The organism is Tistrella sp., from assembly GCF_002684955.1.
Lineage (GTDB): Bacteria > Pseudomonadota > Alphaproteobacteria > Tistrellales > Tistrellaceae > Tistrella > Tistrella mobilis.
The window spans coordinates 1-22,583 of the sequence record NZ_NYWI01000086.1 but is presented as its reverse complement, the minus strand read 5'-3'; the positions used below and the strand labels follow the sequence as shown (position 1 = coordinate 22,583).

Annotated in this window: 20 protein-coding genes; 13 read left to right on the top strand and 7 right to left on the bottom strand. The window is 68.9% G+C overall.

Translation table 11 applies throughout. The annotated features are described in order from the left end of the window. Nucleotides 1–21 precede the first annotated feature (21 nt). The 3 genes from ald (at nt 22) to CMO28_RS28215 (ending at nt 1,820) form a co-directional block, all read left to right on the top strand. Nucleotides 22–1,146: an alanine dehydrogenase gene (gene ald / locus CMO28_RS28225; RefSeq protein WP_296720436.1), complete on the top strand. Its 1,125-nt coding sequence runs from the start codon at nt 22–24 to the stop codon at nt 1,144–1,146. A 139-nt stretch (nt 1,147–1,285) separates the two neighbouring features. Continuing rightward, the gene (locus tag CMO28_RS28220; protein ID WP_296720433.1) at nt 1,286–1,552 is read left to right on the top strand and encodes a type II toxin-antitoxin system RelB/DinJ family antitoxin; all 267 of its coding nucleotides are present in this window, start codon (nt 1,286–1,288) and stop codon (nt 1,550–1,552) included. After that, entirely contained in the window at nt 1,539–1,820 is a 282-nt protein-coding gene (locus CMO28_RS28215) for a type II toxin-antitoxin system YafQ family toxin (protein ID WP_296720429.1), read from the top strand. Before CMO28_RS28220 ends, CMO28_RS28215 begins: the two co-directional genes overlap by 14 nt. Before the next feature lie 16 nt (nt 1,821–1,836). Here CMO28_RS28215 and CMO28_RS28210 read toward each other — a convergent pair whose 3' ends face one another. Beyond that, on the bottom strand, nt 1,837–3,303 hold the full coding sequence (locus tag CMO28_RS28210; protein WP_296720427.1) for an MFS transporter: 1,467 nt from the start codon (nt 3,301–3,303) through the stop codon (nt 1,837–1,839). Nucleotides 3,304–3,506: 203 nt separating this feature from the next. On the opposite strand from CMO28_RS28210, the gene CMO28_RS28205 reads away from it, so the two are divergent. Beyond that, nucleotides 3,507–4,673 carry a sensor histidine kinase gene (locus tag CMO28_RS28205; protein ID WP_296720424.1) on the top strand — a complete coding sequence of 389 codons (1,167 nt, stop codon included), beginning with the start codon at nt 3,507–3,509 and terminating at the stop codon, nt 4,671–4,673. A gap of 12 nt (nt 4,674–4,685) precedes the next feature. On the opposite strand, the gene CMO28_RS28200 is transcribed toward CMO28_RS28205, so the two are convergent. Further along, the gene (locus tag CMO28_RS28200; RefSeq protein WP_296720422.1) at nt 4,686–5,948 is read right to left on the bottom strand and encodes a D-amino acid dehydrogenase; all 1,263 of its coding nucleotides are present in this window, start codon (nt 5,946–5,948) and stop codon (nt 4,686–4,688) included. A 175-nt stretch (nt 5,949–6,123) separates the two neighbouring features. Between CMO28_RS28200 and CMO28_RS28195 the strand changes: the two genes are divergently transcribed. The 4 genes from CMO28_RS28195 to CMO28_RS28180 all read left to right on the top strand — a co-directional run bounded on the left by CMO28_RS28195 (nt 6,124) and on the right by CMO28_RS28180 (nt 9,900). Then, the gene (locus CMO28_RS28195) at nt 6,124–6,525 is read left to right on the top strand and encodes a DUF423 domain-containing protein (RefSeq protein WP_296720421.1); all 402 of its coding nucleotides are present in this window, start codon (nt 6,124–6,126) and stop codon (nt 6,523–6,525) included. A 189-nt stretch (nt 6,526–6,714) separates the two neighbouring features. Next, the gene (locus CMO28_RS28190) at nt 6,715–7,596 is read left to right on the top strand and encodes an AAA family ATPase (RefSeq protein WP_062766492.1); all 882 of its coding nucleotides are present in this window, start codon (nt 6,715–6,717) and stop codon (nt 7,594–7,596) included. A gap of 57 nt (nt 7,597–7,653) precedes the next feature. Then, nucleotides 7,654–8,832, top strand: a complete 1,179-nt coding sequence (locus CMO28_RS28185; protein ID WP_014744472.1) for a vWA domain-containing protein — start codon at nt 7,654–7,656, stop codon at nt 8,830–8,832. Nucleotides 8,833–9,213: 381 nt separating this feature from the next. Next, the gene (locus CMO28_RS28180) at nt 9,214–9,900 is read left to right on the top strand and encodes a hypothetical protein (protein WP_296720415.1); all 687 of its coding nucleotides are present in this window, start codon (nt 9,214–9,216) and stop codon (nt 9,898–9,900) included. Here CMO28_RS28180 and CMO28_RS28175 read toward each other — a convergent pair. Together CMO28_RS28175 and CMO28_RS28170 are read right to left on the bottom strand one after the other, a co-directional pair. Beyond that, nucleotides 9,878–11,845, bottom strand: a complete 1,968-nt coding sequence (locus tag CMO28_RS28175) for an ABC transporter permease (RefSeq protein WP_296720414.1) — start codon at nt 11,843–11,845, stop codon at nt 9,878–9,880. The two genes, CMO28_RS28180 and CMO28_RS28175, sit on opposite strands and share 23 nt — an antisense overlap. Next, on the bottom strand, nt 11,842–12,999 hold the full coding sequence (locus tag CMO28_RS28170; RefSeq protein ID WP_296720411.1) for an efflux RND transporter periplasmic adaptor subunit: 1,158 nt from the start codon (nt 12,997–12,999) through the stop codon (nt 11,842–11,844). The genes CMO28_RS28175 and CMO28_RS28170 overlap by 4 nt, the downstream gene beginning before the upstream one ends. Before the next feature lie 193 nt (nt 13,000–13,192). On the opposite strand from CMO28_RS28170, the gene CMO28_RS28165 reads away from it, so the two are divergent. Together CMO28_RS28165 and CMO28_RS28160 are read left to right on the top strand one after the other, a co-directional pair. After that, on the top strand, nt 13,193–14,032 hold the full coding sequence (locus CMO28_RS28165; protein WP_296720407.1) for a polyphosphate kinase 2 family protein: 840 nt from the start codon (nt 13,193–13,195) through the stop codon (nt 14,030–14,032). 16 nt (nt 14,033–14,048) lie between these two features. After that, complete coding sequence (locus CMO28_RS28160; RefSeq protein WP_296720404.1) at nt 14,049–15,431, top strand: MgtC/SapB family protein; 1,383 nt, start codon at nt 14,049–14,051, stop codon at nt 15,429–15,431. Nucleotides 15,432–15,457: 26 nt separating this feature from the next. Here CMO28_RS28160 and CMO28_RS28155 read toward each other — a convergent pair whose 3' ends face one another. From CMO28_RS28155 to CMO28_RS28145, 3 genes are all read right to left on the bottom strand, one after another. Next, nucleotides 15,458–16,774, bottom strand: coding sequence for an HlyD family type I secretion periplasmic adaptor subunit (locus CMO28_RS28155; protein ID WP_296720401.1), 1,317 nt, complete (start codon nt 16,772–16,774; stop codon nt 15,458–15,460). Next, nucleotides 16,771–18,603, bottom strand: a complete 1,833-nt coding sequence (locus tag CMO28_RS28150; RefSeq protein ID WP_296720397.1) for a type I secretion system permease/ATPase — start codon at nt 18,601–18,603, stop codon at nt 16,771–16,773. The genes CMO28_RS28155 and CMO28_RS28150 overlap by 4 nt, the downstream gene beginning before the upstream one ends. A gap of 148 nt (nt 18,604–18,751) precedes the next feature. Beyond that, nucleotides 18,752–19,840 carry an AbrB family transcriptional regulator gene (locus CMO28_RS28145; protein ID WP_296720394.1) on the bottom strand — a complete coding sequence of 363 codons (1,089 nt, stop codon included), beginning with the start codon at nt 19,838–19,840 and terminating at the stop codon, nt 18,752–18,754. Nucleotides 19,841–20,158: 318 nt separating this feature from the next. Between CMO28_RS28145 and CMO28_RS28140 the strand changes: the two genes are divergently transcribed. The 3 genes from CMO28_RS28140 to CMO28_RS28130 all read left to right on the top strand — a co-directional run bounded on the left by CMO28_RS28140 (nt 20,159) and on the right by CMO28_RS28130 (nt 22,445). Further along, on the top strand, nt 20,159–21,097 hold the full coding sequence (locus CMO28_RS28140; RefSeq protein WP_062766468.1) for a histone deacetylase family protein: 939 nt from the start codon (nt 20,159–20,161) through the stop codon (nt 21,095–21,097). A gap of 107 nt (nt 21,098–21,204) precedes the next feature. Then, a complete protein-coding gene (locus CMO28_RS28135; RefSeq protein ID WP_014744482.1) occupies nt 21,205–21,462 on the top strand; it encodes an exodeoxyribonuclease VII small subunit in 258 nt (85 codons plus the stop codon). A gap of 56 nt (nt 21,463–21,518) precedes the next feature. Next, nucleotides 21,519–22,445, top strand: a complete 927-nt coding sequence (locus CMO28_RS28130; protein ID WP_296721118.1) for a polyprenyl synthetase family protein — start codon at nt 21,519–21,521, stop codon at nt 22,443–22,445. Nucleotides 22,446–22,583: the final 138 nt, after the last annotated feature.

The following is a 22,583-nucleotide window of genomic DNA, read 5'->3' as shown; positions in this document are numbered from 1 at the left end:
CTTTCCTGGGGAGGAAACACCATGCTTCTGGGCGTACCCAAAGAGATCAAGACCGACGAATACCGTGTCGGCCTGACCCCCGCCGCCGTGCGCGAACTGGTCCATCATGGCCACAACGTGCTGGTGGAGCAGGGGGCGGGGCTGGGCGCCGGGCTCGACGATGCGGCCTACGAGGCGGCCGGCGCCACCATCGCCGCCGATGCCGAAGAGGTCTTCGCCCGCGGCGACATGATCGTGAAGGTCAAGGAGCCGCAGCCGGTGGAATGCCGCAGGCTCCGCCCCGGCCAACTGCTGTTCACCTATCTGCATCTGGCGCCCGATCCCGAACAGACCCGGCTGCTGCTGGCAAGCGGCGCCACCGCCATCGCCTACGAGACCGTCACCGACGCGGCCGGCCGCCTGCCGCTGCTGGCGCCGATGAGCGAGGTCGCCGGCCGCATGTCGGTTCAGGCCGCTGCCCATGCGCTGGAAAAGACCCAGGGCGGGCGGGGCGTGCTGATGGGCGGCGTGCCGGGCGTGCGCCCGGCGCGGGTGGTGGTGCTGGGCGGCGGCGTGGTCGGCACCAATGCCGCCCGGCTCGCCATCGGGCTTGGTGCCGAGGTGGTGGTGATCGACCGCTCGCTCGGCCGGCTGAAGGAACTGGACGCGCTTTACGGCCCGGCCATGCGCACCCTTTATGCCACCCGCGAGACCATCGAAGAGGCCGTGACCGCGGCCGATGCGGTGATCGGTGCGGTGCTGGTGCCGGGGGCGGCGGCGCCCAAATTGATCGACCGGCCGCTCCTGGGGCGCATGCAGCCGGGGGCGGTGCTGGTCGACGTCGCCATCGACCAGGGCGGCTGTTTCGAAACCTCGCGCGCCACCACCCATCGCCAGCCGACCTACGAGGTGGACGGTATCGTCCACTACTGCGTCGCCAACATGCCGGGCGGTGTTGCCCGCACCTCGACCTTCGCGCTCAACAACGCGACCCTGCCATTCGTGCTGGCGCTCGCCGACAAGGGCGCCGCCCGGGCGCTGGCCGAGGATCCGCATCTGATGAACGGTCTGAACGTCCATGCCGGACAGCTGACCATCGAGGCCGTGGCCGAGGCCCAGAACCTGACCGCCGTCACCCCCGCCGACGCGCTCTCGCGCGCCGCCTGACGGCCGGCCGGGTTGCTCCCGCCTGGACCTCGCCACCGTCCGACGCCCGCAGGCCTGGCCTGCGGGCGTCGGTTCTTTTCCAGATGCATCTGAAGGACTACATTAGAACCACACCGCCCCATGGAAGGAGGCATGTGCCATGAGCGCTGCTGACAGCTATGTCCGCGCACGGATCGATACGGAAACCAAGGAACGTGCTGCCAGAGCATTGAAAGTCATGGGGCTGTCCACTTCGGACGCCATCCGCATGCTTATGATGCGCATTGCAGAGGAACAGCGTCTGCCGTTCGAGGTGAAGGTGCCCAACGCAGCCACGCAGGAAGCTATGCGCGAGCTTGCCGAGGGCAAAGGCAAGAAGTTCGACAGCGTGTCGGATCTGATGGCGGATCTGAATGCGGACGATTGAGCGCTCTTCTGCCTTCAAGCGCGACTACAAGCGGGAAGCCAAAGGCCGACATCGTTCTGCATTGGAGTCCGTTCTGATGGTGATACTGAATTCTTTGGCTGCCGATGTGCCTTTGGGGCCTCAGTCTCGGGATCATGCTCTTACAGGTAATTGGGCCGGATATCGTGAGTGCCATATCAGGCCGGACCTACTACTGATTTATAGCAAGCCCACCCCGGAAACGCTTCTGTTGTTCAGACTTGGCTCTCATAGCGAGCTATTTGGCTGACAGCTTTTCCGGCCTGTCATTCTCTCTCCCGCGTCAACCTGACCGCCGCGATGATGCCGATCAGCCCGACCGGCAGGAAGGCGGCGAAGACCCAGAAGCCGACGGTTTGGGCCGTGGCGGGGTCGGGCAGGGCGCCTTCATGGGCGCCGCCGAAGCCCGAGAGGTTGGCGGCGATGCCGGCGGCCGCGGCGCCGAGCGCATAGCCCAGGATCTGCATGGTCGGCACGGCCGAGGAGGCGCTTTCGCGGACCTCGTCGGGCACGGCCGAGACGATCCGGCGGACCAGGAAAGCCCAGCACATGCCGAAGCCTGCGCCCTGGGCGGCCGCGAACGGGGCCACCATCCACAGCTCGCCATGGGGTACCACCACCGCGAAGCCGGCCACGCCCGCCACGATCACCAGGGCGCCGGCGCGGATCAGCCAGGGCTCCAGCCGGGCGCCGGCGCCCGAAAGCAGGATGGCGGCCAGCGTCCAGGCGACGCTTTCGATCGCGACCAGATAGCCCGCGGTCAGGGCATCTGCCCCATGCAGCACCACGAACAGGATCGGGCCGTAGACGGTGAAGGGCACGGTTGCGGCCGAAAGCGTCAGCACCATGGCGAGCCCCATGCCCTGTCGGCGGCGAAGATCGAGCGCGCCCGGCGGCAGCAGGCCCTGGCCCAGCGGCGCCCGGCCGTCCCGACGGAAGAACAGGGTGAGCAGGGCAAGGCCGGCCAGGCCCGAGAGGGCAGCGGTCAGGGCGTCGCCGGTGACGCCGGCGGTCGCCCCCGCCAGCACCGCCACGATCAGCAGGGCCAGCCGGCCGGTCGGAACCGCGGCCGAGGGCAGGGCATGGGCTTCACCCGATGTGGCGGCGGCTTCGGCGGCGGCCGTTACCCGGCGGAGCAGCAGGCCGCCGGCCACGGCCACCAGGGCGGCCTGGGCGCCGAAGGCCCAGAAGGCCCCGCGCCAGTGGCCGGCATCGGCAAACAGCCCGCCGACCAGCGGCCCGGCCAGGGCCGAGGCGCCCCAGAGCCCCGACATGATCGCATAGAGCCTGGGCCAGAGCCTGGGCTCGTAAAGCCGCGACACCGAGACATGGGCCAGCGCCACCAGCATGCCGCCGCCCAGCCCCTGCACCAGCCGGCCGGCAAGCAGCGTGCCCATATCGGGGGCGATGGCGCTGATGACGCAGCCGACGGCGAAGGCCGTGGCCGCCATGGTGGTGGCCCGGCCGAGCCCTGCGGCGCGGGCGGCAAGCCCGGTGCAGGCCCCGGCCACGATCGACCCCAGCTCGTAAAGCGCCAGCGCCCAGTTCACCCAGGCGAGCCCGCCGATTTCCGCCGTCACCGCCGGCATGACCGTGGTGGTCAGCAGGCTGTCGGCGGCGTGCAGCCAGATGCCCAGGCACAGCACCATGAAGGCGCCGAAACGTCCGCCGCGGCGGATTTCGGCCCAGTCGCTGGCCGGGCGGGGGGTGCGGGCATGGCCTGCGGGGGGCATGGCAATTCCTTTTTCCAAGTTCTTACTTGTTTTAATCCAGGCGGGCCGGTACGGCAAGGGTGAAAGCCGGGGGCTTCAAGCCCTGCCTGTGTTGCAGGTCGGCCTGTATTTCAAGCATTCCTCACCGGTGGATATCTCAGCTAATCTTCCTTAAATTAAAAACAGACAATAGTCTTGATTCATCTGGAAAAAATCACCCCCTCATGAAAAAATTAAAGCTTTATGCGGCGCTCTATCACTTGGGATTGCGCCGGTCTTATGTCGGTAAAATGCTGGCGATCAGCTTTGTCGGCGTCCATGTGCCTCTTGTCTGTCTTATTATCTATCTCATGCTTGCCGGGGATCTGCCCTGGGCCCAGGCGCAGCCGGTGCTGGCGGTGGTGCTGCTGGCGACGCTCGCCGGGACGGGGGCGACGCTCTGGGCGCTTCATTGTCTGCTCGATCCGGTGCGGCTGGCCTCGCATGCCCTGCATGACTATATGCGCGGCGGCCGGGTTCCCTCGCTGCCCACCGGCCATGTCGACGAGGCCGGCCGGCTGATGGCCGATGTGCAGGAGGCGGTGACCAGGCTGGACGCCGCGCTGGATGCCGTCCATGCCGAACGCGGCCGGCTGATCGACGAGCGCCAGGCGCATTTCGAAATGCTCTCGCGGATGAGCCACGAGCTGCGCACCCCGCTGAATGCCATTCTGGGTTTCGCCGAGGTGATCCAGGGCGAGATGATGGGGCCGGTGGGCGCGCGGGCCTATTCCGATTATGCCGGGCTGATCCACAGCAGCGGCGGCGACCTGCTCCATATGGTCGACGGGCTGTTGAAGATGAGCGAGGCCAAGGCCGGCCCGGTCCGCGGCGGCCCCGCCCATGACGGGCAGGAGCCGGTGGATCTGCATCAGCTGCTGGGCGAGGTCGCCAATCTGCAGCTGGTCCATGCCGGGCGGCGCGAGGTGGTGGTGACCGTGGTGCCCCAGATGGCGCCGGGGGGAGCCGCCGCGGCATCGGGCCTGGTCAGGGAAGACCCACGGGCGCTGAAACAGCTGCTGATGTTCACCCTCTCGGGCCTGATCGCCGGTACGGAGCGGGGTCGGGAGGTGCGGATCGAGCTGCGGCAGGCACCCGGCGGCCGGCCGGAAGTCGCCGTCTCGGCCCCCGGCGGCTTTGCCGATGCCGATCTGCCGCGGTCCATCGCCCCTGCCGTCACCGGCGGCCTGCCGCCCGAGGCGGCCGCGGCCGACGGGTTCGGCCATGTATCCGTGCAGGGCTTTACCCTGGCGGTCGCCCATGCGATTGCGGTGGCGGAGCGGATCGGCATGACCATCGCACCGGGCAGCCATGGCCGACGGGTCGCCTTGGATTTTGCGCCGGCGGCCTGAGATGTGGCCTGATCAGATCCGGAACCGGTCGAGCGTCAACCCCTCGGTCGAAATCTCCGGCGTGCGGCCCGAGACCAGATCGGCGACCAGGCGGCCCGATCCGGCGGCCATGGTCCAGCCCAGCGTGCCATGGCCGGTGTTGAGGAACAGGTTGCGGAAGCGGGTCGGGCCGATCACCGGCACGCCGTCGGGGCTGGCTGGCCTCAGCCCGCACCAGTAGTCCGGCACCGCGTCGCGCGCAATCTCAGGGAACACCGCCTGCACGCCCTTCAGGATCGCCTGCGAGCGCACCCGGTTGAGGCTGAGATCATAGCCGGCAAGCTCTGCCGTACCGGCGGCGCGCAGCCGGTCGCCCAGCCGGGTGAACACGATCCGGCGGGCATCGTCGGTCAGGCTGCCCTGGGGGGCGTCGTTGCGGCCTGCGACGTTCAGCGTGACCGAATAGCCCTTCAGCGGATAGACCGGCAGGCGGATGCCGATCCGGCGCAGCAGCAGCGGCGTGAAACTGCCCATGGCGGCGACCACGGCATCGGCCTCGATCCGCGTGCCCATGTCGAGCCGCACGGCGGTAACCCGGTCGCCGCCGGTTTCCAGGGCCTCGACACTCCGGCCATAGAGCAGGCGGCCGCCTTTGGCCGCAACCCTCTCGGCCAGGTTGGCGGTGAACAGCCGGGCATCGCCCTGCTCGTCGATCGGGCTCAACACGCCGCCGGCCAGCCGGGTCTGCACCGGTGCCAGGGCGGGTTCGTGGGCCACGCACTCGGCCGGGCTCATCACCTGATGGGGGATGCCGAGCGTGCGGTCCAGCTCGGCCGCATGGCGGCCGGCGGCGTCGAAGCCTTTCGGGTCTTCGAAAACATGCAGGATGCCGCGGCTCGCCTCGTCATAGGCGAAGCCTTCGGCGGCGCGGATCGCCTTCATGCCGTCGAGGGAATAGCGGGCCAGCCGCCAGGCGCGTTCGGTGTTGCGGCGCGCGGCCGCCCGGGTGCAATTGGCCAGGAACCGCAGGCCGAACCGCCAGAGATCCGCATCGGCGCGCCAGCGGAACACCAGCGGCGCATCCTCGCGCAGCAGCCAGCCGGGCAACGATTTCAGCGTGGCGGGGTTGGCCCAGGGTTCGGCATGGCTGGGGCTGATCTGGCCGCCATTGGCGAAACTCGTCTCCAGCCCGGGGCCCATCCTGCGGTCTATGACCGTGACCTCGTGCCCCTGATCGGCAAGGTGCCAGGCAGTGGCGATGCCAACCACTCCGGCGCCCAGAACCACGACCTTCACGAACCCGTCCCTCCCTTGGGCTGCGCGCCATGGCAGCGGATATGCCGGCAGGCCTGCGACCGCGCGCCGCCTTGTCCGGCGCAGGCGCCCCAGGATATAAGCCCCTCTGGCGTTCGGGCCAAGCTTTCCGCCAGGATCGACCCATGATACGGACCTCAACCGGAAGGGAAGACGGATGACGCGGACGATCTGGATCATCGGCACGCTGGGCGCGCTGATCGCCGTTGCGGCCGGCGCCTTCGCCACCCATGGCCTGGAACAGGCAGGGGATCTGCACACCGCGCAGATCGTGCGCACCGGGGCGCTCTACGGTCTGGTGCATTCCCTGGCGCTGATGATCCTGGCGGTGCTGCGGCCGCTGGTCGATCGCGGGCTGGTGGCGCTTGACGCGCGGCTGCTGATGGCCGCGGCCGGTGCGCTGGCGGCCGGCGCGATCCTGTTTCCCGGCAGCCTGTATCTCTATGCCGCCACCGGCTGGCGGCCGCTTGTCTTCGTGACGCCGGTGGGCGGCACCGCCTTTCTGATCGGCTGGGTGCTGGCGACGCTGGCGGCGCTGAGGCGGCCCCGGAAGCGCTGATCCATCGACGTCGATATATCGATGTCGATGCATCTGATCGACCTTCGGGCGTGCGCCCGTGTGTGCGATGCAACTTTTGCGCGGTCGAACATCGCTTGAAATTTTGCTTAATGGTTTAATGCCTTGAACCCGTCGGTCGCGATGCTACCCTCTGGCCAGAGATGAGGCTTTCACGGGACCAGACGGGCCATGGACCAGACCACGCAGCCGGCCAAATTCACGGGCACCGACAGCTACGTCGCGACCGAGGACCTGATGATGGCGGTCAATGCCGCACTCACCCTCGGCCGTCCGCTGCTGATCAAGGGTGAACCCGGCACCGGCAAGACCATGCTGGCGGAAGAGGTGGCGCGCGCCCTTGGCCGGCAGCTTCACCAGTGGCATGTGAAGTCGACCAGCAAGGCGCAGCAGGGCCTGTACGAATACGACGCCGTTTCGCGCCTGCGCGACAGCCAGCTGGGCGACGACCGGGTCAAGGACGTCAGCAACTACATCCTGCGCGGCGCGCTGTGGGAGGCATTTGCCAGCGAAGAGCCGTCGGTCGTGCTGATCGACGAGATCGACAAGGCCGATATCGAATTCCCGAACGACCTGCTTCGCGAACTCGACCGGATGGAGTTCTACGTCTACGAGACCCGCGAGACCGTGCGCGCCGTGCACCGGCCGCTGGTGATCATCACCTCGAACAACGAGAAGGAGCTGCCCGACGCCTTCCTGCGCCGCTGCTTCTTCCACTTCATCGCCTTCCCCGATGCCGACACCATGCGCGCCATCGTCGACGTGCATTATCCGGGCATCAAGCAGCTGCTGGTCAAGGAAGCGCTGGAGATCTTCTTCAGCGTGCGCGAGATGCCGGGGCTGAAGAAGAAGCCGTCGACCTCGGAACTGCTCGACTGGCTGAAGCTGCTGCTGGCCGAGGATCTGGACGCCGAGACGCTGCGCGAGTCCAAGGACAAGGCCCTGCCGCCGCTTTATGGCGCGCTGATCAAGAACGAGCAGGACGTGTCGCTGGCCCAGCGCCTGGTGTTCATGGCCCGCCGCCGGGCCGAAGGCCCCGGCCGTCCGGGCTGAGGCCGGGGGCAGAGGGCAGGCATAGGTGCACAGGTCGAGGCGAGAGGGCGGGTCCGGATGCTGATCGATTTCTTCTTCAAGCTTCGCGAGGCGAAGCTGCCGGTCACGATCAAGGAATATCTGGTCCTGATCGAGGGCATGAAGGCCGGGCTCGCCCAGTTCTCCCCTGAGGAGTTCTACTATCTCGCCCGCACCTCGCTGGTGAAGAACGAGAAGCATTTCGACCGCTTCGACCAGGTCTTCGCCGCCTATTACAAGGGCGCCCAGGCGCATTTCGCCGCCATCGAGGGGCAGATCCCCGAGGAATGGCTGCGCAAGCTGGCCGAAAAACACCTCACCCCCGAAGAGATGGCCGAGATCGAGGCCCTGGGCGGCTGGGAAAAGCTGATGGAGACGCTGAAGCAGCGTCTGGAAGAGCAGAAGGGGCGCCATCAGGGCGGCAATAAATGGATCGGCACGGCCGGTACCAGCCCCTTCGGCGCCTATGGCTACAACCCCGAAGGCGTGCGCATCGGCCAGGACCGGTCGCGCCACCGCCGGGCGGTGAAGGTCTGGGATCAACGGGCCTTCAAGAATTACGACGACGATGTCGAGCTGGGCACGCGCAACATCAAGGTGGCGCTGAAGCGGCTGCGCGCCTTCGTGCGCGAAGGCTCCGATCTGGAGCTGGATCTGGACGACACCATCCGTTCCACGGCGCGCAATGCCGGCTGGCTGGACCTGAAGCTGGTGCCGGAAAAGCGCAACAAGGTGAAGGTGCTGTTGTTCCTGGATGTCGGCGGATCGATGGACGATCACGTCAAGATCTGCGAAGAGCTGTTTAGTGCCGCACGCACCGAGCTGAAGCACCTGGAGTATTACTACTTCCACAACTTCATTTACGAAAACGTGTGGAAGGACAATTACCGCCGCTTCTCGGAACGCACGCCGACCATGGACGTGCTGAACAAGTTCGGCCCCGACTATAAGGTGATCTTCGTCGGCGATGCGACCATGAGCGCCTACGAGATCGTGATGCCGGGCGGATCGGTCGAACACTGGAACGAGGAATCGGGCCAGGTCTGGCTGAAGCGCTTTACCGACCATTTCCCGAAGATGGTCTGGCTGAACCCCGAACCCCAGCAGCGCTGGCGCTATACCGAAAGCGCCAAGATCACCCAGAAGCTGATGGAGGACCGGATGTATCCCCTGACCCTTCGCGGCCTGGACGAGGCGTTGCGCTATCTGAGCCGTTGACGCCTGCGTCACCGGGCTTGATGGTTGCACCGAGCGGCCTTTCGACGCTATAGTTGTGCCCAACGGACCGCGAAAACGACGGTTCGATGATCGTGCCACGAAAATCAAACGGCCAGGGATGTCCCGGCCCGTCGGAACACGCTGCCGGATCAATCGGGCGGTGGTGACCGTGTATTTTCGGATGGTGGCACGATGGTGTCTTCTACATCAGACAGGAACCCGTTGCGGTTCCAGGGGGCAAGGGCGACACCGTCGGCGTTGAGCGATCCGCCGACGGTGTCCCGGCCACCCCTTACCGAGAATCTGCCTCTCTCTGCCGGACGACCTCTCTCTGCCAGGCTGCCCCTGACGGTCAGCCTGCCTTCAGCCGGCTTTGCGCGCGTGGAGACGGCGGGAACCGAGCGGGAGGCGGGCGACCCCTTCATTGCCGGTCTGCGCGATCTGCGCGCCGCCCTGGCCGCCCTGTTCCGCCTGATGGGCATGAGCCCGGCAGAGGCGGCGGGCGTCGCCGACAGGGCGGTGGCGGGCGAGGATCTGCCCAAGGGGCAGGACGAGGCCGTGCCCGCCACCGGCGGGACGGCGGCGGCGTCGCTCGGTCTGGCGGGGATCACGGTCGAAGACGGGGCCGCGGCCCGGCTGGGCGAGGCCATGGCCAAGGGCGCCCAGGCCCTGCATGGAGAGCTGATCGCCCTGCTGATGCGGCTGGGGCTCGACCCGTCGGCCGCGCGCATCGCGGCCTCGCGGCTGCTGGCCGGCATTGCCGCGGCGGGCGGCACGGGCGGGGCGTCGCCCGCCAGCCTGCTGGCCGATATCCGCCGCGGCGTGCCGCCTGCGGCCGGTGCCGTCGGGCTGGCGGTGGGGGTGAAGGACCTGACCCTGTCGCGCGATGCGACCCATGTGCATCTTCATCTGGACAGCCTGGTGCTGCGCGGCTTTCCGCTGGCCTCCGACGGCGTGCGGCTGGTGCGCGCCGATGCCTCCGGCACCCGGCTGACGGCGGATCTGGTGATCCCGACCGGCGTGCCGCTGGAAGGCGAGGCCGGGCTCAGCCGGCGGCGAGCGCCCTGACCGGGTCCATGCCGGCCGCCTTGCGGGCCGGCAGCCAGCCGAAGACCAGACCGGTCAGGAAGGCGCAGCTGAAGGCCATGACGGCGGGCATCGGCGTGATCAGAACGTCGAAGCCCAGCCTGCGGAGCCAGACCGCACTGCCGAGGCCCAGCCCGACGCCGATCACGCCGCCCAGCCCGCAGACGGCGATCGCCTCCACATTGAACTGGATCAGCACATCGCGCCGCCGGGCGCCGGTGGCCATGCGGATCCCGATCTCGCGGGTGCGCTCGGTCACGCCGACCAGCATGATGTTCATGACCCCGATCCCGCCCACCACCAGCGAAATGGCGGCAACCGCCCCCAGAAGCAGGGCAAAGCTGCGCTGGCTGTCGGACATGATGATCTGTGCCGCGGTGCTGCTGCGGATCTGGTAGTTCCGGATGTGGTGCCGGTCGAACAGGATCCGGTCGATCTCGTCGGCCACCCGCTCCATATCCCCGGCATCGGCCACCTTCAGGGTGACCGAGCTGACATGGCTGCGCCCCAGAAGCCGCATGAAGCCCGAAGACAGCGGGATCAGCACGACATCGTCCTGATCGGTCCCCCCGCCCGACACCCCGCGCGGGGCCAGCACGCCGATCACCTCGAACGGCACCCGCCCGGCCAGCACCTGACGCCCGATCGGGTCCTGACCGGGAAACAGGATGTCGGCGACAGACTGGCCCAGCACCATCACCGCGGCATAGCTTCGGATGTCGTCGCGGGTGAAGAAGCTGCCCGCGGCGAGCTGCCGGCTTCTGGCCACCAGAAGATCGGGCCAGACCCCCTGGGCCATGGTCGTATAGTCGCGGTTGCCGACCCTGAGCGTGGTTCTGAGATTGCGCTCAGGAGAAATCGCCGCCAGGCCGCGGATCTCCGACAGGGCCTCGATATCGCCGATGGTGAGCGAGGTGAGATCGGCAAGCGAGCGGATGCCGGGGGCGCCGGCGCGCACGGTGATCAGATTGGTGCCCATCTCGGCAATGCGCCGCAGGGTGGCCTCGCGCCCGCCATCGCCGATCGCCAGCATGGCGATGACCGAGGCCACGCCGATGACCACACCCAGCAGGGTGAGCAGGGTTCTGAGCGGGTTGATGGCAAGCGAGCGGAAGGCCATCCGCCCGGCGCTCGCGACGTCGCCCAGCAGACGGACCGGCCCCGACCGGCCCGGGCGACATGGGGCCGCCTCGGCGGTGGCGGGGCTGCCCCGTCTGTCGTCGCCCTCGTCGGCGACCACCCGGCCGTCGCGGATCCGGATCCGCCGCCCGGCATGCGCCGCCACGGTCGGATCATGGGTGACGATGATGATGGTCCGCCCTTCGGCATGAAGAGCGTCGAGCAGGGCCAGCACCTCGGCGCCCGCGGCCTCGTCCAGCGCGCCGGTGGGCTCGTCGGCCAGAATGATGTCGGCATCATTGACCAGGGCACGGGCGATGGAGACCCGCTGCTGCTGCCCGCCCGACAGTTCCGACGGCCGATGGCCGGCGCGATCCTGAAGCCCCAGCCTGCCCAGCAACCGGTGCGCCGCCCGGCGGCGCTCCTCGGCCGGGCGGCCGGCATAGATGGCCGGCATCTCGACATTCTCGGCGGCGGACAGGCCGTGCAGCAGATTGTAGCGCTGAAACACGAAGCCGAAGCGGCGGGTGCGCAGGGCCGCCAGCGCATCGGTATCCAGCGCCGAGACGTCCTGGCCGTCGATCAGCAGCCGGCCGCCGCTCGGCCGGTCCAGACAGCCCAGAATGTTCATCAGCGTGCTTTTGCCCGACCCCGAGGCGCCGACGATCGCGACCATCTCGCCCCGGCGGATCGACAGGCTGACATCATCCAGCGCGGTCACGCCCTGGGCGCCGCCGAAATGGCGCGACACCCGGTCGAAGGTGATCAGGGGAGGGGCCAGGATCGGGGAAGCCGTCTCTGCATTCATGCCCCGCGTCCCCCGGCATGATCCTCTTCCGGCAGGATGACGGTCTCGCCGACCGCAAGGCCGGCGGTGACCGCGGCGCGGCGGCGATCGGCGAGGCCGAGCGTGACCCGGCGTCGTTCCACGCCCCCACCGGCGGTGAAGATGCGAACCTCGTGCCCGCCATCCGGCGTGGCGGCCACCGCCTGCAGCGGGACCACCGGCAGGTTCGTCGCCTCGTCGAGCACGAAGGAGACCTGGGCCGTCATGCTGGTCATCAACGCGCCGTCGCTGTTGTCGATATCGATCAGTACGTCGTAGAGCACCACGTCGTTGATGGTCTGCGGGGTGGGCAGAATCTGGCGGATCCGGCTTTCCCACAGGCGTTCGGGCTGACCCAGGGTTGAAAACCGCGCGGTCTGGCCGGGCCTCAGGCGCACGACATCGGCCTCTGCCACCTGGGCACGCACCGTCATGGTCGCCAGATCCGCCAGCCGCAGAATGATCGGCGAGGTCTGGCTGGCGTTCAGCGTCTGGCCGACCACCGAGGTCTGGGAGACGACGGTGCCGTCGATCGGCGCCAGGATGCGGGTGTAAGAGAGGTTGGTGCGATCGCCGTCGAGGGTGGACTGCGCCTCGCCGATCTGGGCCTCGATCGCCTCGACCCGCGCCTCGGCGATGCGCAGATTGGCGGCACTGGTATCGGCATCCTCGCGGCTGGCGGCATTGGCCGCCGCCAGCCGCCGGATGCGGGCATCGCGCAGCCGGGCCAGATCGCGTTCCGCCCGCGCCTGATCGGCCTGGGCCTTCAGATTGCGCAGCTTCGCCTCGTCGCCGGTCACCCGGGTCTCATAGATCCTGGGGTCGATTTCGGCCAGCTGGTCCCCTTTCGCCACCCGGTCGCCGATCGCCACATCCACCCGGCGCAGCTGCCCCGAGACCTGGCTGCCGACATCGACGAAGACCCGCGGTTCGATCAGCCCCGGCGCCGTCACGCTGCGGGTGATGGTGCCCGGCATCACGCGGTAGGTATCCGGCGGGTTTTCGGCCGTCGCCTGCGGCAGGGCGGGCAGCAGCTCCGGTGCCCAGCGGCCGAGCCCGGCACCGGCGGCGAAAAACACGGCCCCGGCGGCAAGGAGGGCAAGAGGGCGTCGGGCAGGGCTGTAACGGTCGGGCATCGGAAGGATCCGTCTGGCGGCAGGCGGCGCCCATGATATGTCGGCGGCGGCCGGTCGCCACGACACAAAAACGTGAAGGTCCGGATTGATCGCCTGCCCGCCTGGCGTTTCAATGAGATTACATCGGTTCGATCTCACCGGATCGAAACCGTACCGGTGTACCGGCCCACCCCCCGCGCGAGGATTGCCGCCCATGGGCAAGAAGGACAAGAAGCAGAAGAAGGCCGAAGAGGCCGAGCGCAAGGCCAAGGCCGAGGCGGCGGACTGGCGCGACGAGGCGCAGATTGCCGAGCCGGAGCTGGAAAAGGGTGAGGGGCCCGAGGCGGCGCTGAAGCGGCTGCAGGATCAGCTTGTCATGCTGCAGCATGCCTATGTCATCCACGGCCATCGCGGCATCGTGGTGCTGGAGGGCTGGGATGCCGCCGGCAAGGGCGGGTTGATCCGCCGGATCGGCTGGTGCCTGGACCCGCGCCATCTGCGGGTGCATTCGATCGGCGCACCCACCCAGGGCGAGAAGCGTCAGCACTGGATGCAGCGCTTCTGGACGCGAGTGCCGGAAAGCGGCCGCATGGCGATCTTCGACCGGTCCTGGTACGGCCGGGTGCTGGTGGAGCGGATCGAAGGCTTCGCGAGCGAGCGCGAATGGACCCGCGCCTATGACGAGATCCGCGCCTTCGAGACCACGCTGCTGGACGAGGGCATCCACATCGTCAAGCTGTTGCTCGACATCACGCCCGAAACCCAGCTGCACCGTCTGCAATCGCGCTATGACAACCCGGAAAAGCGCTGGAAGCTGACCGAGGATGATCTGCGCAACCGCGCCCGCTGGCGTGATTATGAGCTTGCCTATGGCGACATGGTGGAACGGACGTCGCTGCCCCGGGCGCCCTGGCAGCGCATCGACGCCAACGACAAGGATATGGCCCGTGTCGCCGCCTTCGAGGCGATCATCAAGGGGCTGGGCGACGGCGTGGATGTCAGCGAGCCGACGGTGCCGCCGCTGATCCGCGCCTTCTTCGGCGACCCGTCCTGACCCGGCGGCCGCTTCCATGCCGGAACTTGGCTGGCCGACACCCTATCTCGACGTCGCGAGCGCACTGGCCATCGGCGCGCTGATCGGCTTCGAGCGCGAAAAGCACAAGGCCGACGAACATCTCCAGGGCGCGCTCGGCCTCAGAAGTTTCATCATCGCGGCGCTGGCCGGTGCCGTCGGCGCGCTGATGACCCGCGCGATCGACAGCCCCTGGCCGCTGGTGGCGGTGCTGCTGGCGGTCTCGGGTGTGGTGGTCGCCTCCTATGTGGTGGAGGTTTCGCTCGATCCGCGCAAATCGGGGGCGACCACCGAACTTGCCGCCGTCGCGACCACGGCTCTCGCGGCACTGGCGGTGCTGGGGCATCGCGACATGGCGGTGCCGCTGGCGGTGGCCTGTGCGGCGGCGCTGGCCTTCAAGAAGCCCCTCCGCCGGGTGGTGAAGGGCTTCGACAAGGCCGATCTGCTGGGCATGATGAAGCTGCTGATCGCAAGCTTCATCGTGCTGCCGCTGCTGCCCGACCGTACGCTCGACCCGTTCGACGCGCTCAACCCCTATCGGCTGTGGCTGCTGGTGATCCTGATCACCGCACTCGGGCTGGTGGGCTATGTGGCGGTGCGCCGTTTCGGCGCTCGCACCGGCACGCTGATGACCGCCGTTGCAGGCGCGCTCGTGTCGTCCACCGCGGTGACGCTGTCGCTGGCCCGCCATGCCGCGGCGGTCGACGGCAACGCCGTGCGCCCCGCGGCCGGCGGCATCCTGATCGGCTGGTCGGTGATGGCCGGGCGCATCGCGGTGCTGCTGGTGGCGGTCAACGCGTCGCTGCTGGTGCTGCTCTGGCCGGTGCTGCTGGCGCTGATCCTGCCGGCCATGGCCGGGGCGGCGTGGCTGCTGCTGCGACCGACGGGCGCGGCCGCCACGGCTGCAGCACCGGTTGGCGACGGGATGGCAGGCGATGGGGGGGCGAGCGATGGGATGTCGAGCGAGGCTGTGGCGAGCGACGGTGCCACGGGCAATGGGGCGGCCAGGGTGTCGGCCGCGGTCGCCAACCCGTTCAGCCTGGGCCCGGCGATCCGCTTTGCGGGGCTGATGGCAGTGATCATGTTCGCCTCCGCCCTGGCCGAACGCTATCTGGCACCCGAGGCGCTGGTCGCGGTGGGCGCATTGTCGGGCCTGGCGGATGTGGATGCGATCACCGTTTCCATGGCCGAACGCAGCCTGGCCGAAGCCGCCCGGCTGGATGTGGCCGCCGCTGCCATCGTCGCGGCAGCCCTGGTCAATACCGGGGTCAAATACGGGCTGGCCGCCACCGCCGGCGGCAGGATGATGGCCCGGCTGCTGGCGCCGGCAACGGCGGTGTCGCTTCTGGCCGCGCTGGCGGCGGCCTGGCTCAGGCTCTGATCGTCTGATGTGCGGCTGCGGAAGGATCAGTCCTCCCGCGCCGTGCCTTCGATGCTGCGCAACAGCGGCTCCACCAGATAGTCCAGCGCCGTGCGCTCGCGCAGCGGCACCATCCCCTCGGCCGGCATGCCCGGGGTCAGGCCGGCATCGGGCAGGCGGTGCAGTTCGGTGGTCGGCACCTCGATGCGCATGTCGTAATAGGCGACGCCGGTGCGCTCATCGGTGAAGCGGTCGGCCGAAATCTGCGCCACATTGCCGTTCAGGATCGGCGTGGTGCGATAGGGATAGGCGGTCAGCCGCACCTCGGCTGTCATGCCCAGGTGAACGTCGTCGATCTGGTCGGGGCGGAGCTGGGCCCGCACCACCAGCGGCGTGTCGCTGGGCACGATCTCCATCACCATCTCCCCCGGGCGGATCACGCCGCCCACCGTGAAAGCTGTCAGGCCCACCACCGAACCCGAGGCCGGGGCGCGGATCTCGGTCCGGCCCAGCTGGGCGCGGACGGCTTCCAGCCGGGGCGTCAGGTCGAAGAGCTGTTCCTGGGTCTGGCGCAGCTGCTCGGCCACCTCGGTCTGGCGCTCGCGCTCGATCTGGTCGATCTGCAGCCGGGCCTCGCCGATCGCCTGGCGGGCGCGGGCGGCATTAGCCTCGTTCTCCCCCCGCTCGCCGTCGAGCGAGGCGGCGGCACGCTCCAGCGCCAGCACCCGGGTCTTGGGCGTGAGGCCCTTTTCATAGAGCGAGCGGGTGCCCTTCAATTCGTCGCGGATCAGCGCCAGCTGGCGGGCATTGGCGGCGGCCTGGGCCTCGAAGCCCTTGATCTGGGCGCCCAGCTGCACGATGCGCTGCTGCAGGATATCGACCTGATTGCCGCGCGAACTGGTCCGGGTGGCGAAAACCCGTTCCTGACCGTGAACCAGCTGGTCGATTTCTTCGCCCTTGCCCAGCCGTGCGGTGATGTCGGCGGGAAAGACGATCGCGTCCAGCCCGTCGCGCTCGGCGACCAGCCGGGCCTCCAGGATCTTCAGCGCGTCGGTCTGCTTGGACAGGATCGAGGCCTGGGCCGCGAGTTCGGTGTCGTCCAGGCGAAGCAGCAGCTGGCCCGCTTCCACCCGGTCGCCTTCGCGTACCGGCAGTTCGGCGACGATGCCGCCGTCGCGGTGCTGCACGGCCTGGCGGTTGTTTTCCACCACCACCACGCCGGGGGCGACCGCGGCGCTGTCGAGCGGGGCGAAACCGGCCCAGCCGCCCAGCACGCCGAAGAACAGGACCGAGATGATCAGCCCGGTGCGCAGCGGCCGGCCGGCGCCGTCATCGATGCGGGGGGCGGTCGTCGTCGCGGTCATGCCGTGCCTCCGCGCGGGGATGTGTCAGGGCCATGACCGGTCTGATGTCCCGTCTGGTGCCCCTGATGGGTGGGGGCGGGCGGGCGGCCGCCCTGGGATGCGCTCAACGCCTTCACGACCTCGGCGGTGGGGCCGTACATCTGCACCCGGCCGTCGCGCATCACCAGCAGCCGGTCGGCCAGGCCCAGAATGCCGGTGCGATGGGCAACGATCAGCACGGTGCGGCCCTCGGCACGCAGGCGCTTCAGCGCGATGACCAGCGCCTGCTCGCCCTCGTTGTCGAGGCTGGAATTCGGCTCGTCCAGCGCCACGATCGCGGGGTCGCCGTAAAGTGCGCGGGCCAGGCCGATGCGCTGGCGCTGGCCGCCGGACAGGCCGAGCCCGCCATCGCCGACCCGGGTGTCGTAGCCCTGGGGCAGGCCCAGGATCATGTCATGTGCCCCGGCACGCTCGGCCGCCTGGATCACCGCCGCATCATCGGCCTCGCCGAAGCGGGCGATGTTGTCGCGGACCGATCCCGCCAGCAGCACGACATCCTGCGGCAGATAGCCGATCGCCGGGCCCAGCGTTTCGCGCGGCCAGCGCGCCGCATCGGCCCCATCCAGCCGCACACTGCCCGACAGCGGCACCCAGAGCCCGATCATCAGGCGCAGAAGGGTGGATTTGCCGGCGGCCGACGGGCCCAGAATGCCGATGGTCTCTCCCGGCCGGACATCCAGATCCACACCGCCGATTGCGGCGCGGTCGGTGCCGGGCATGCGGAAGACGACCTTGTCGAGGGTGATCGCGCCCTTGGGCCGCGGCAGTTTCGTCTCTCCCGGGCGCGGCGGCGGGGTGGCGGCCAGCGCCTTGGTGACCCGGCCCCAGGCGTCGCGGGCAGAGGTCATCTGGCGCCACATGCCGACGATCTGCTCGATGGGAGCCAGCGCCCGGCCGATCAGGATCGAGCCCGCGAACATGGCGCCGGGGGTGACCAGGCGTTCGATGGCGAGATAGGCGCCGATCGCCAGCACCAGGATCTGCAGCGACAGGCGCACGCCCTTGGTGGTGGCGGACCAGAAGGCACCGCGTTCGGCCGCGCGGGCATGGCCGGCCAGGGCCTCGCCCCGGGCATCGTTCCAGCGCGAAACCAGGGCCGGGGCCAGGCCCATGGCCTCGATCGGTTCCGCCTCGCGGATCAGGGCGTCGCTGGCGGCATGGGCGCGCAGCTGTGCCTGGCCGGCCGTGGTCGTGGCCTTGCGCATGCTGTATTCGCCGGCGACGGCCAGCGCCATCAGCAGAAGCGCGCCGCCCAGCGCCAGCATGCCCAGCCAGGGGTGGATGACCCACATGATCGCGACATAGACCGGCATCCAGGGCAGATCGAACACAGCCCCCGGGCCCGGACCGGCCAGGAAGACCCGCACCGTTTCCAGATCGCGCAGCGGCTGTGCCGCCGGCGGCTGGCCGGGCAGGGCGGACTGGCGGATCAGCCGGGCGAGCAGCGGGCCCGCCAGGGCCCGATCGACCCTGAGCCCGGCACGGCCCATCAGGATGCCGCGCACCCGATCGAGTGCCGCCATGGTGGCAAGGGCGACCAGCGCGATGATGCTGACGAAGATCAGCGTCTCCTCGCTGCCGCTGGACAGCACGCGGTCATAGACCTGCAGCATGTAGAGCGACGGCGTCAGATAGAGCAGGTTCACCGCGGCGCTGAACGCCGCCGTACCGCCCAGATGCCGGCGGATCGAGGCCCGGGCCTCGGCGATCAGACGATTGCCGTCGGCGGCATCGGTTCTGTCGGGCGTGCTTCTGCCGGACTGTCGACCGGCGGGCGGGGTCGCGTTCATCGGGAGATCGGCTTCCGTGGGGTGCGGCCGTGGATCATGGCATGAGGATCTGACAACGAATCGGGCTGGATCGGCAAAGGACCGGCGACGGAACCTGTGAGCGAGCCCCGCTGGTCTCTCTTATCAATATCGATGAAACTGCCGGCTGTCATCCGGCTTCGGGCGGCACGCTACCGGTGCGGTGGCGCCAGCGGAAGAAGACCGGTGCGAACATGATGACGTAAACCACCCGCATCACATGGAAAACCGCCACCACGGCGGCATCCAGCCCCAGCGACAGGGCGATCAGCCCCATTTCGGTGAAGCCGCCCGGCACCAGGCTGAGCAGCATCGCCAGGCGTGGCACTCCGGTCAGCGAAGTGAAGACCGGGGCAAGCAGGACGGCAGTTCCCAGCATGATCGCAGCCGAGACCAGGGCCAGGATCACCACCCGCGCCAGATGATGCAGCGACAGCCCGGCGAAGCGCGCCCCCATCATAGAGCCCGCGACCAGCTGGGCCAGCGCGATGCCCCAGACCGGGATCTGCACGGTGACGGCGCCCGACAGATGCAGACCGCCCGAAACCAGCAGCCCGCCCACGAAGCTGGCGCCCGGCAGGCGGATCCGTTCGGCCAGGCGCCAGCCGGCCAGGCCGCCCGCGATCAGCACCAGATATTCCAGGGCCTGGCCGGCCGCGCCGCCACCGGCCCAGGCCCGGATGATGCCGCTATGGGCGGCCATGACGGGCCTGATGGTCGCCGCCACCCCATGGCCTTCGACATAGGCGAGGTAGAGCGGCACGGTGAAGACCACCGCATAGATCCGGACGGCATGGGTGAGGGCGACGGTCGCGATATCCGCCCGGTATTCCTCAGCGACGCGGGTCATCTCGTTGATGCCGCCGGGCATGGCGGCGAAGAAGGCGGTGGCGCGGTCGACCCGGCCGAAGGCAATCATCAGCCCGTAGCCCAGGGCGAAGAGCAGCAGGATATAAAGGGTGAGGGCGGCCAGCCCCAGAGGCCAGCCTGCGGCATGGGCGAAGGTGTCGGGCCGGAAACTGCCGCCCAGAACGATGCCGAGGGCGACGACGGTCCAGATCCTGAGCCGGCGGTTGGTGCCGAGCGGGGCGCCCAGGATCCCGGCCACGGCGGTCAGGCTCATCGCCCCCAGCATCCAGGCGAGCGGCAGATGCAACCAGGCAAAGACCGCGCCGCCGAGCGCGCCGGTCACAAGGGTGAGGGCGATCCTGAGGGGCATCACGTCCGACGGTATCCTGCTCGCCTTTGGGTTGTGGTGCGATCGAAATCGCGCCTGATGGTATACCAGTTCGGATGCGGCTTTCCCATCCCGTCCCGCTCCTGTCCCTGGTGCGTGGATCGGCTCTTGCCTCTGGCGCGCCTGCGCGGGAGAGTAGGGCGACTGTCGAAGTGTGATGCCGATCCGGCGACGCCGCCCCCGCCCGAAAGACGAGGGGCGGCCAACGTCGGACAGTTCGTCCCGCCCCGGGCCCGGTCCGGCCGACCGCTCATCCGGTCGGGCGCTCCCTGCGGGACATGCGAGGAAACGCTGAACCTGATGTCGGTGCTGTTGCTGACCCACCCGGCCTGTCTCGATCACGAGACCGGATCCTGGCACCCGGAATCGCCCGATCGCCTGCGGGCGGTGCTGAAGGCGCTGGACGCCCCCGAATTCGCTGCCCTGGTGCGCGAAGAGGCGCCGCTCGCCTCGGACGAGACGTTGTCCCTCGCCCATGATGCCGCCTATGTAAAAAGCGTGCTCGCCGCCATTCCGGCAACCGGTGCGCAGGCCCTGCATCTGGACCCGGATACCGTGGTCTCGCCCGGATCGGGAGAGGCGGCGCGCCGCGCCGCGGGCGCCGTGGTGGCGGCGGTGGATGCCGTGATGGGCGGGCGGTTCGATCGTGCCTTCTGCGCCATCCGCCCGCCCGGACATCATGCCGAGCCGGCGCGGCCGATGGGCTTCTGCCTGTTCAACAACGTCGCGGTCGGTGCCCTGCATGCGCGGGCCGTGCACAAGGTGAACCGGATCGCGGTGGTGGATTTCGACGTCCATCACGGCAACGGCACCCAGGCGATCTTCGAAAACGACCCGGACCTGTTCTACGGCTCGATCCACCAGGCGCCGTTCTATCCCGGCACCGGGCGGATTTCCGAACGCGGCGTCGCCGGCAATATCATGAACATCCCCTTCGGCGCCGGATCGGGCGGGATCATGGTCCGCCGGGCCTTCATCGAGCGGCTGATCCCGGCGCTGGACGAATTCATGCCCGATCTGCTGCTGGTCTCGGCCGGTTTCGATGCCCATCACCGCGATCCGGTGGGCGGCATGGATCTCGGCACCGAGGATTTCGCCTGGATGACCAAGGAGCTGATCGAAGTGGCCCGGCGTCATTGCGGCGGCCGGATCATCTCGACGCTCGAAGGCGGCTACGATCTCAGGGCGCTGGCCGATGCCACGGCCTCCCATGTTCATGTGCTGATGACGGCGCCCTGATCCTGCAGTCTGATCCTGGTCTGCCTTGCCCGGCGGCGCAGGGCCGGCTTACACTCCGCCCTCAGTCGATCCGCCCGCCCCAGACAGACCGAGGAGGTTCCGAGGCCATGGCCGCCGCCGACACCCTGCCGCCGGAGATCGCGGAGCTGAGCTTCGAGGATGCGCTGAAGCAGCTTGAACAGATCGTGCGCAAGCTGGAAAGCGGCGAGGCACGGCTGGAAGAGGCGATCGAGGATTACGAGCGCGGGGCCCTGCTGCGCCGGCATTGCGAACGCAAGCTGGCCGAGGCCAAGGCCAAGGTAGAGCGCATCGTGCTGGGTGGCGACGGCCGCCCCGCCGGGCTTGAGCCGGTGGATCCCGAATGAGCACCGGCCCCCGGGATCGCGTGGCCCAGGACCCGTTCGCGAGCGACGAGACCGTGATGCCGCTGCCCGTCTTCGACGCGGCGGCGCGTGCGGCGCTGAACGCCCGGCTGACCGAGGTGGCGGCGGGCGTCGATGCGGCGATGGACCGGCTGCTGCCGCCGGAAGGCGGCGGTGCCTCCCCCCGGCTGACCGAGGCGCTGCGCTATGCGGTCTTTGCTGGCGGCAAGCGGCTGCGGCCCTTCCTGATCGCGGCATCGGGGGCGCTGTTCGACGTGCCGGCAGACCGGCTCTACCGCGCCGGGGCGGCGGTCGAATTCCTGCACACCTATTCGCTGGTCCATGACGATCTGCCGGCGATGGATGACGACGATCTGCGCCGCGGCCGCCCGACCACCCATCGCCGCTTCGACGAGGCGACCGCCATTCTGGTTGGCGATGCGCTGCTGACGCTGGCCTTCCAGGTACTGGGCGAGCCCGAGACCCATCCCGACGGCACGGTCCGCGCCGATCTGGTGGTGGCGCTGGCCGAGGCGGGCGGTGCCGGCGGCATGGTCGGCGGGCAGATGCTGGACATCGAGGCCGAAACCCGCGGCGACGCGCAGGATCTGGGGACCATCGGCCGGATGCAGCGGCTGAAGACCGGCGCGCTGATCGAATTCTGCTGCCGGGCGGGCGCCATTCTGGGCGGTGCCGGCATGGAGGCCCGCACCAGCCTGCGCGACTATGCCCGCGCGGTGGGGCTGGCCTATCAGATCGCCGACGACCTGATCGACGCAACCGGCGATGCCGCGGCCGCGGGCAAGGCGGTGGGCAAGGATGCCGCCCGCGGCAAGGCCACCTTCGTCGGGCTGATGGGGATCGACGGCGCGCGTGCCGAGGCCGCCCGGCTGATGGACATGGCCCTGGCGGCCCTGCAGGGCTTCGATGGCCGGGCCGACGACCTGCGCCGGCTGGCCGTGCATATCGTGACGCGTGACCGCTGACTGCAACCTTCCTGCAACGATCACGGTTGACCGGCGCATGCAGGGGAATCGGGTGAAAGTTTTTAAGCTGCGATAAGGCTTGCGAGGAAGTCGTCGTCCCAAGCGGCGACCTTGCGTCGGAGGCGTAGGGAGTCCTTT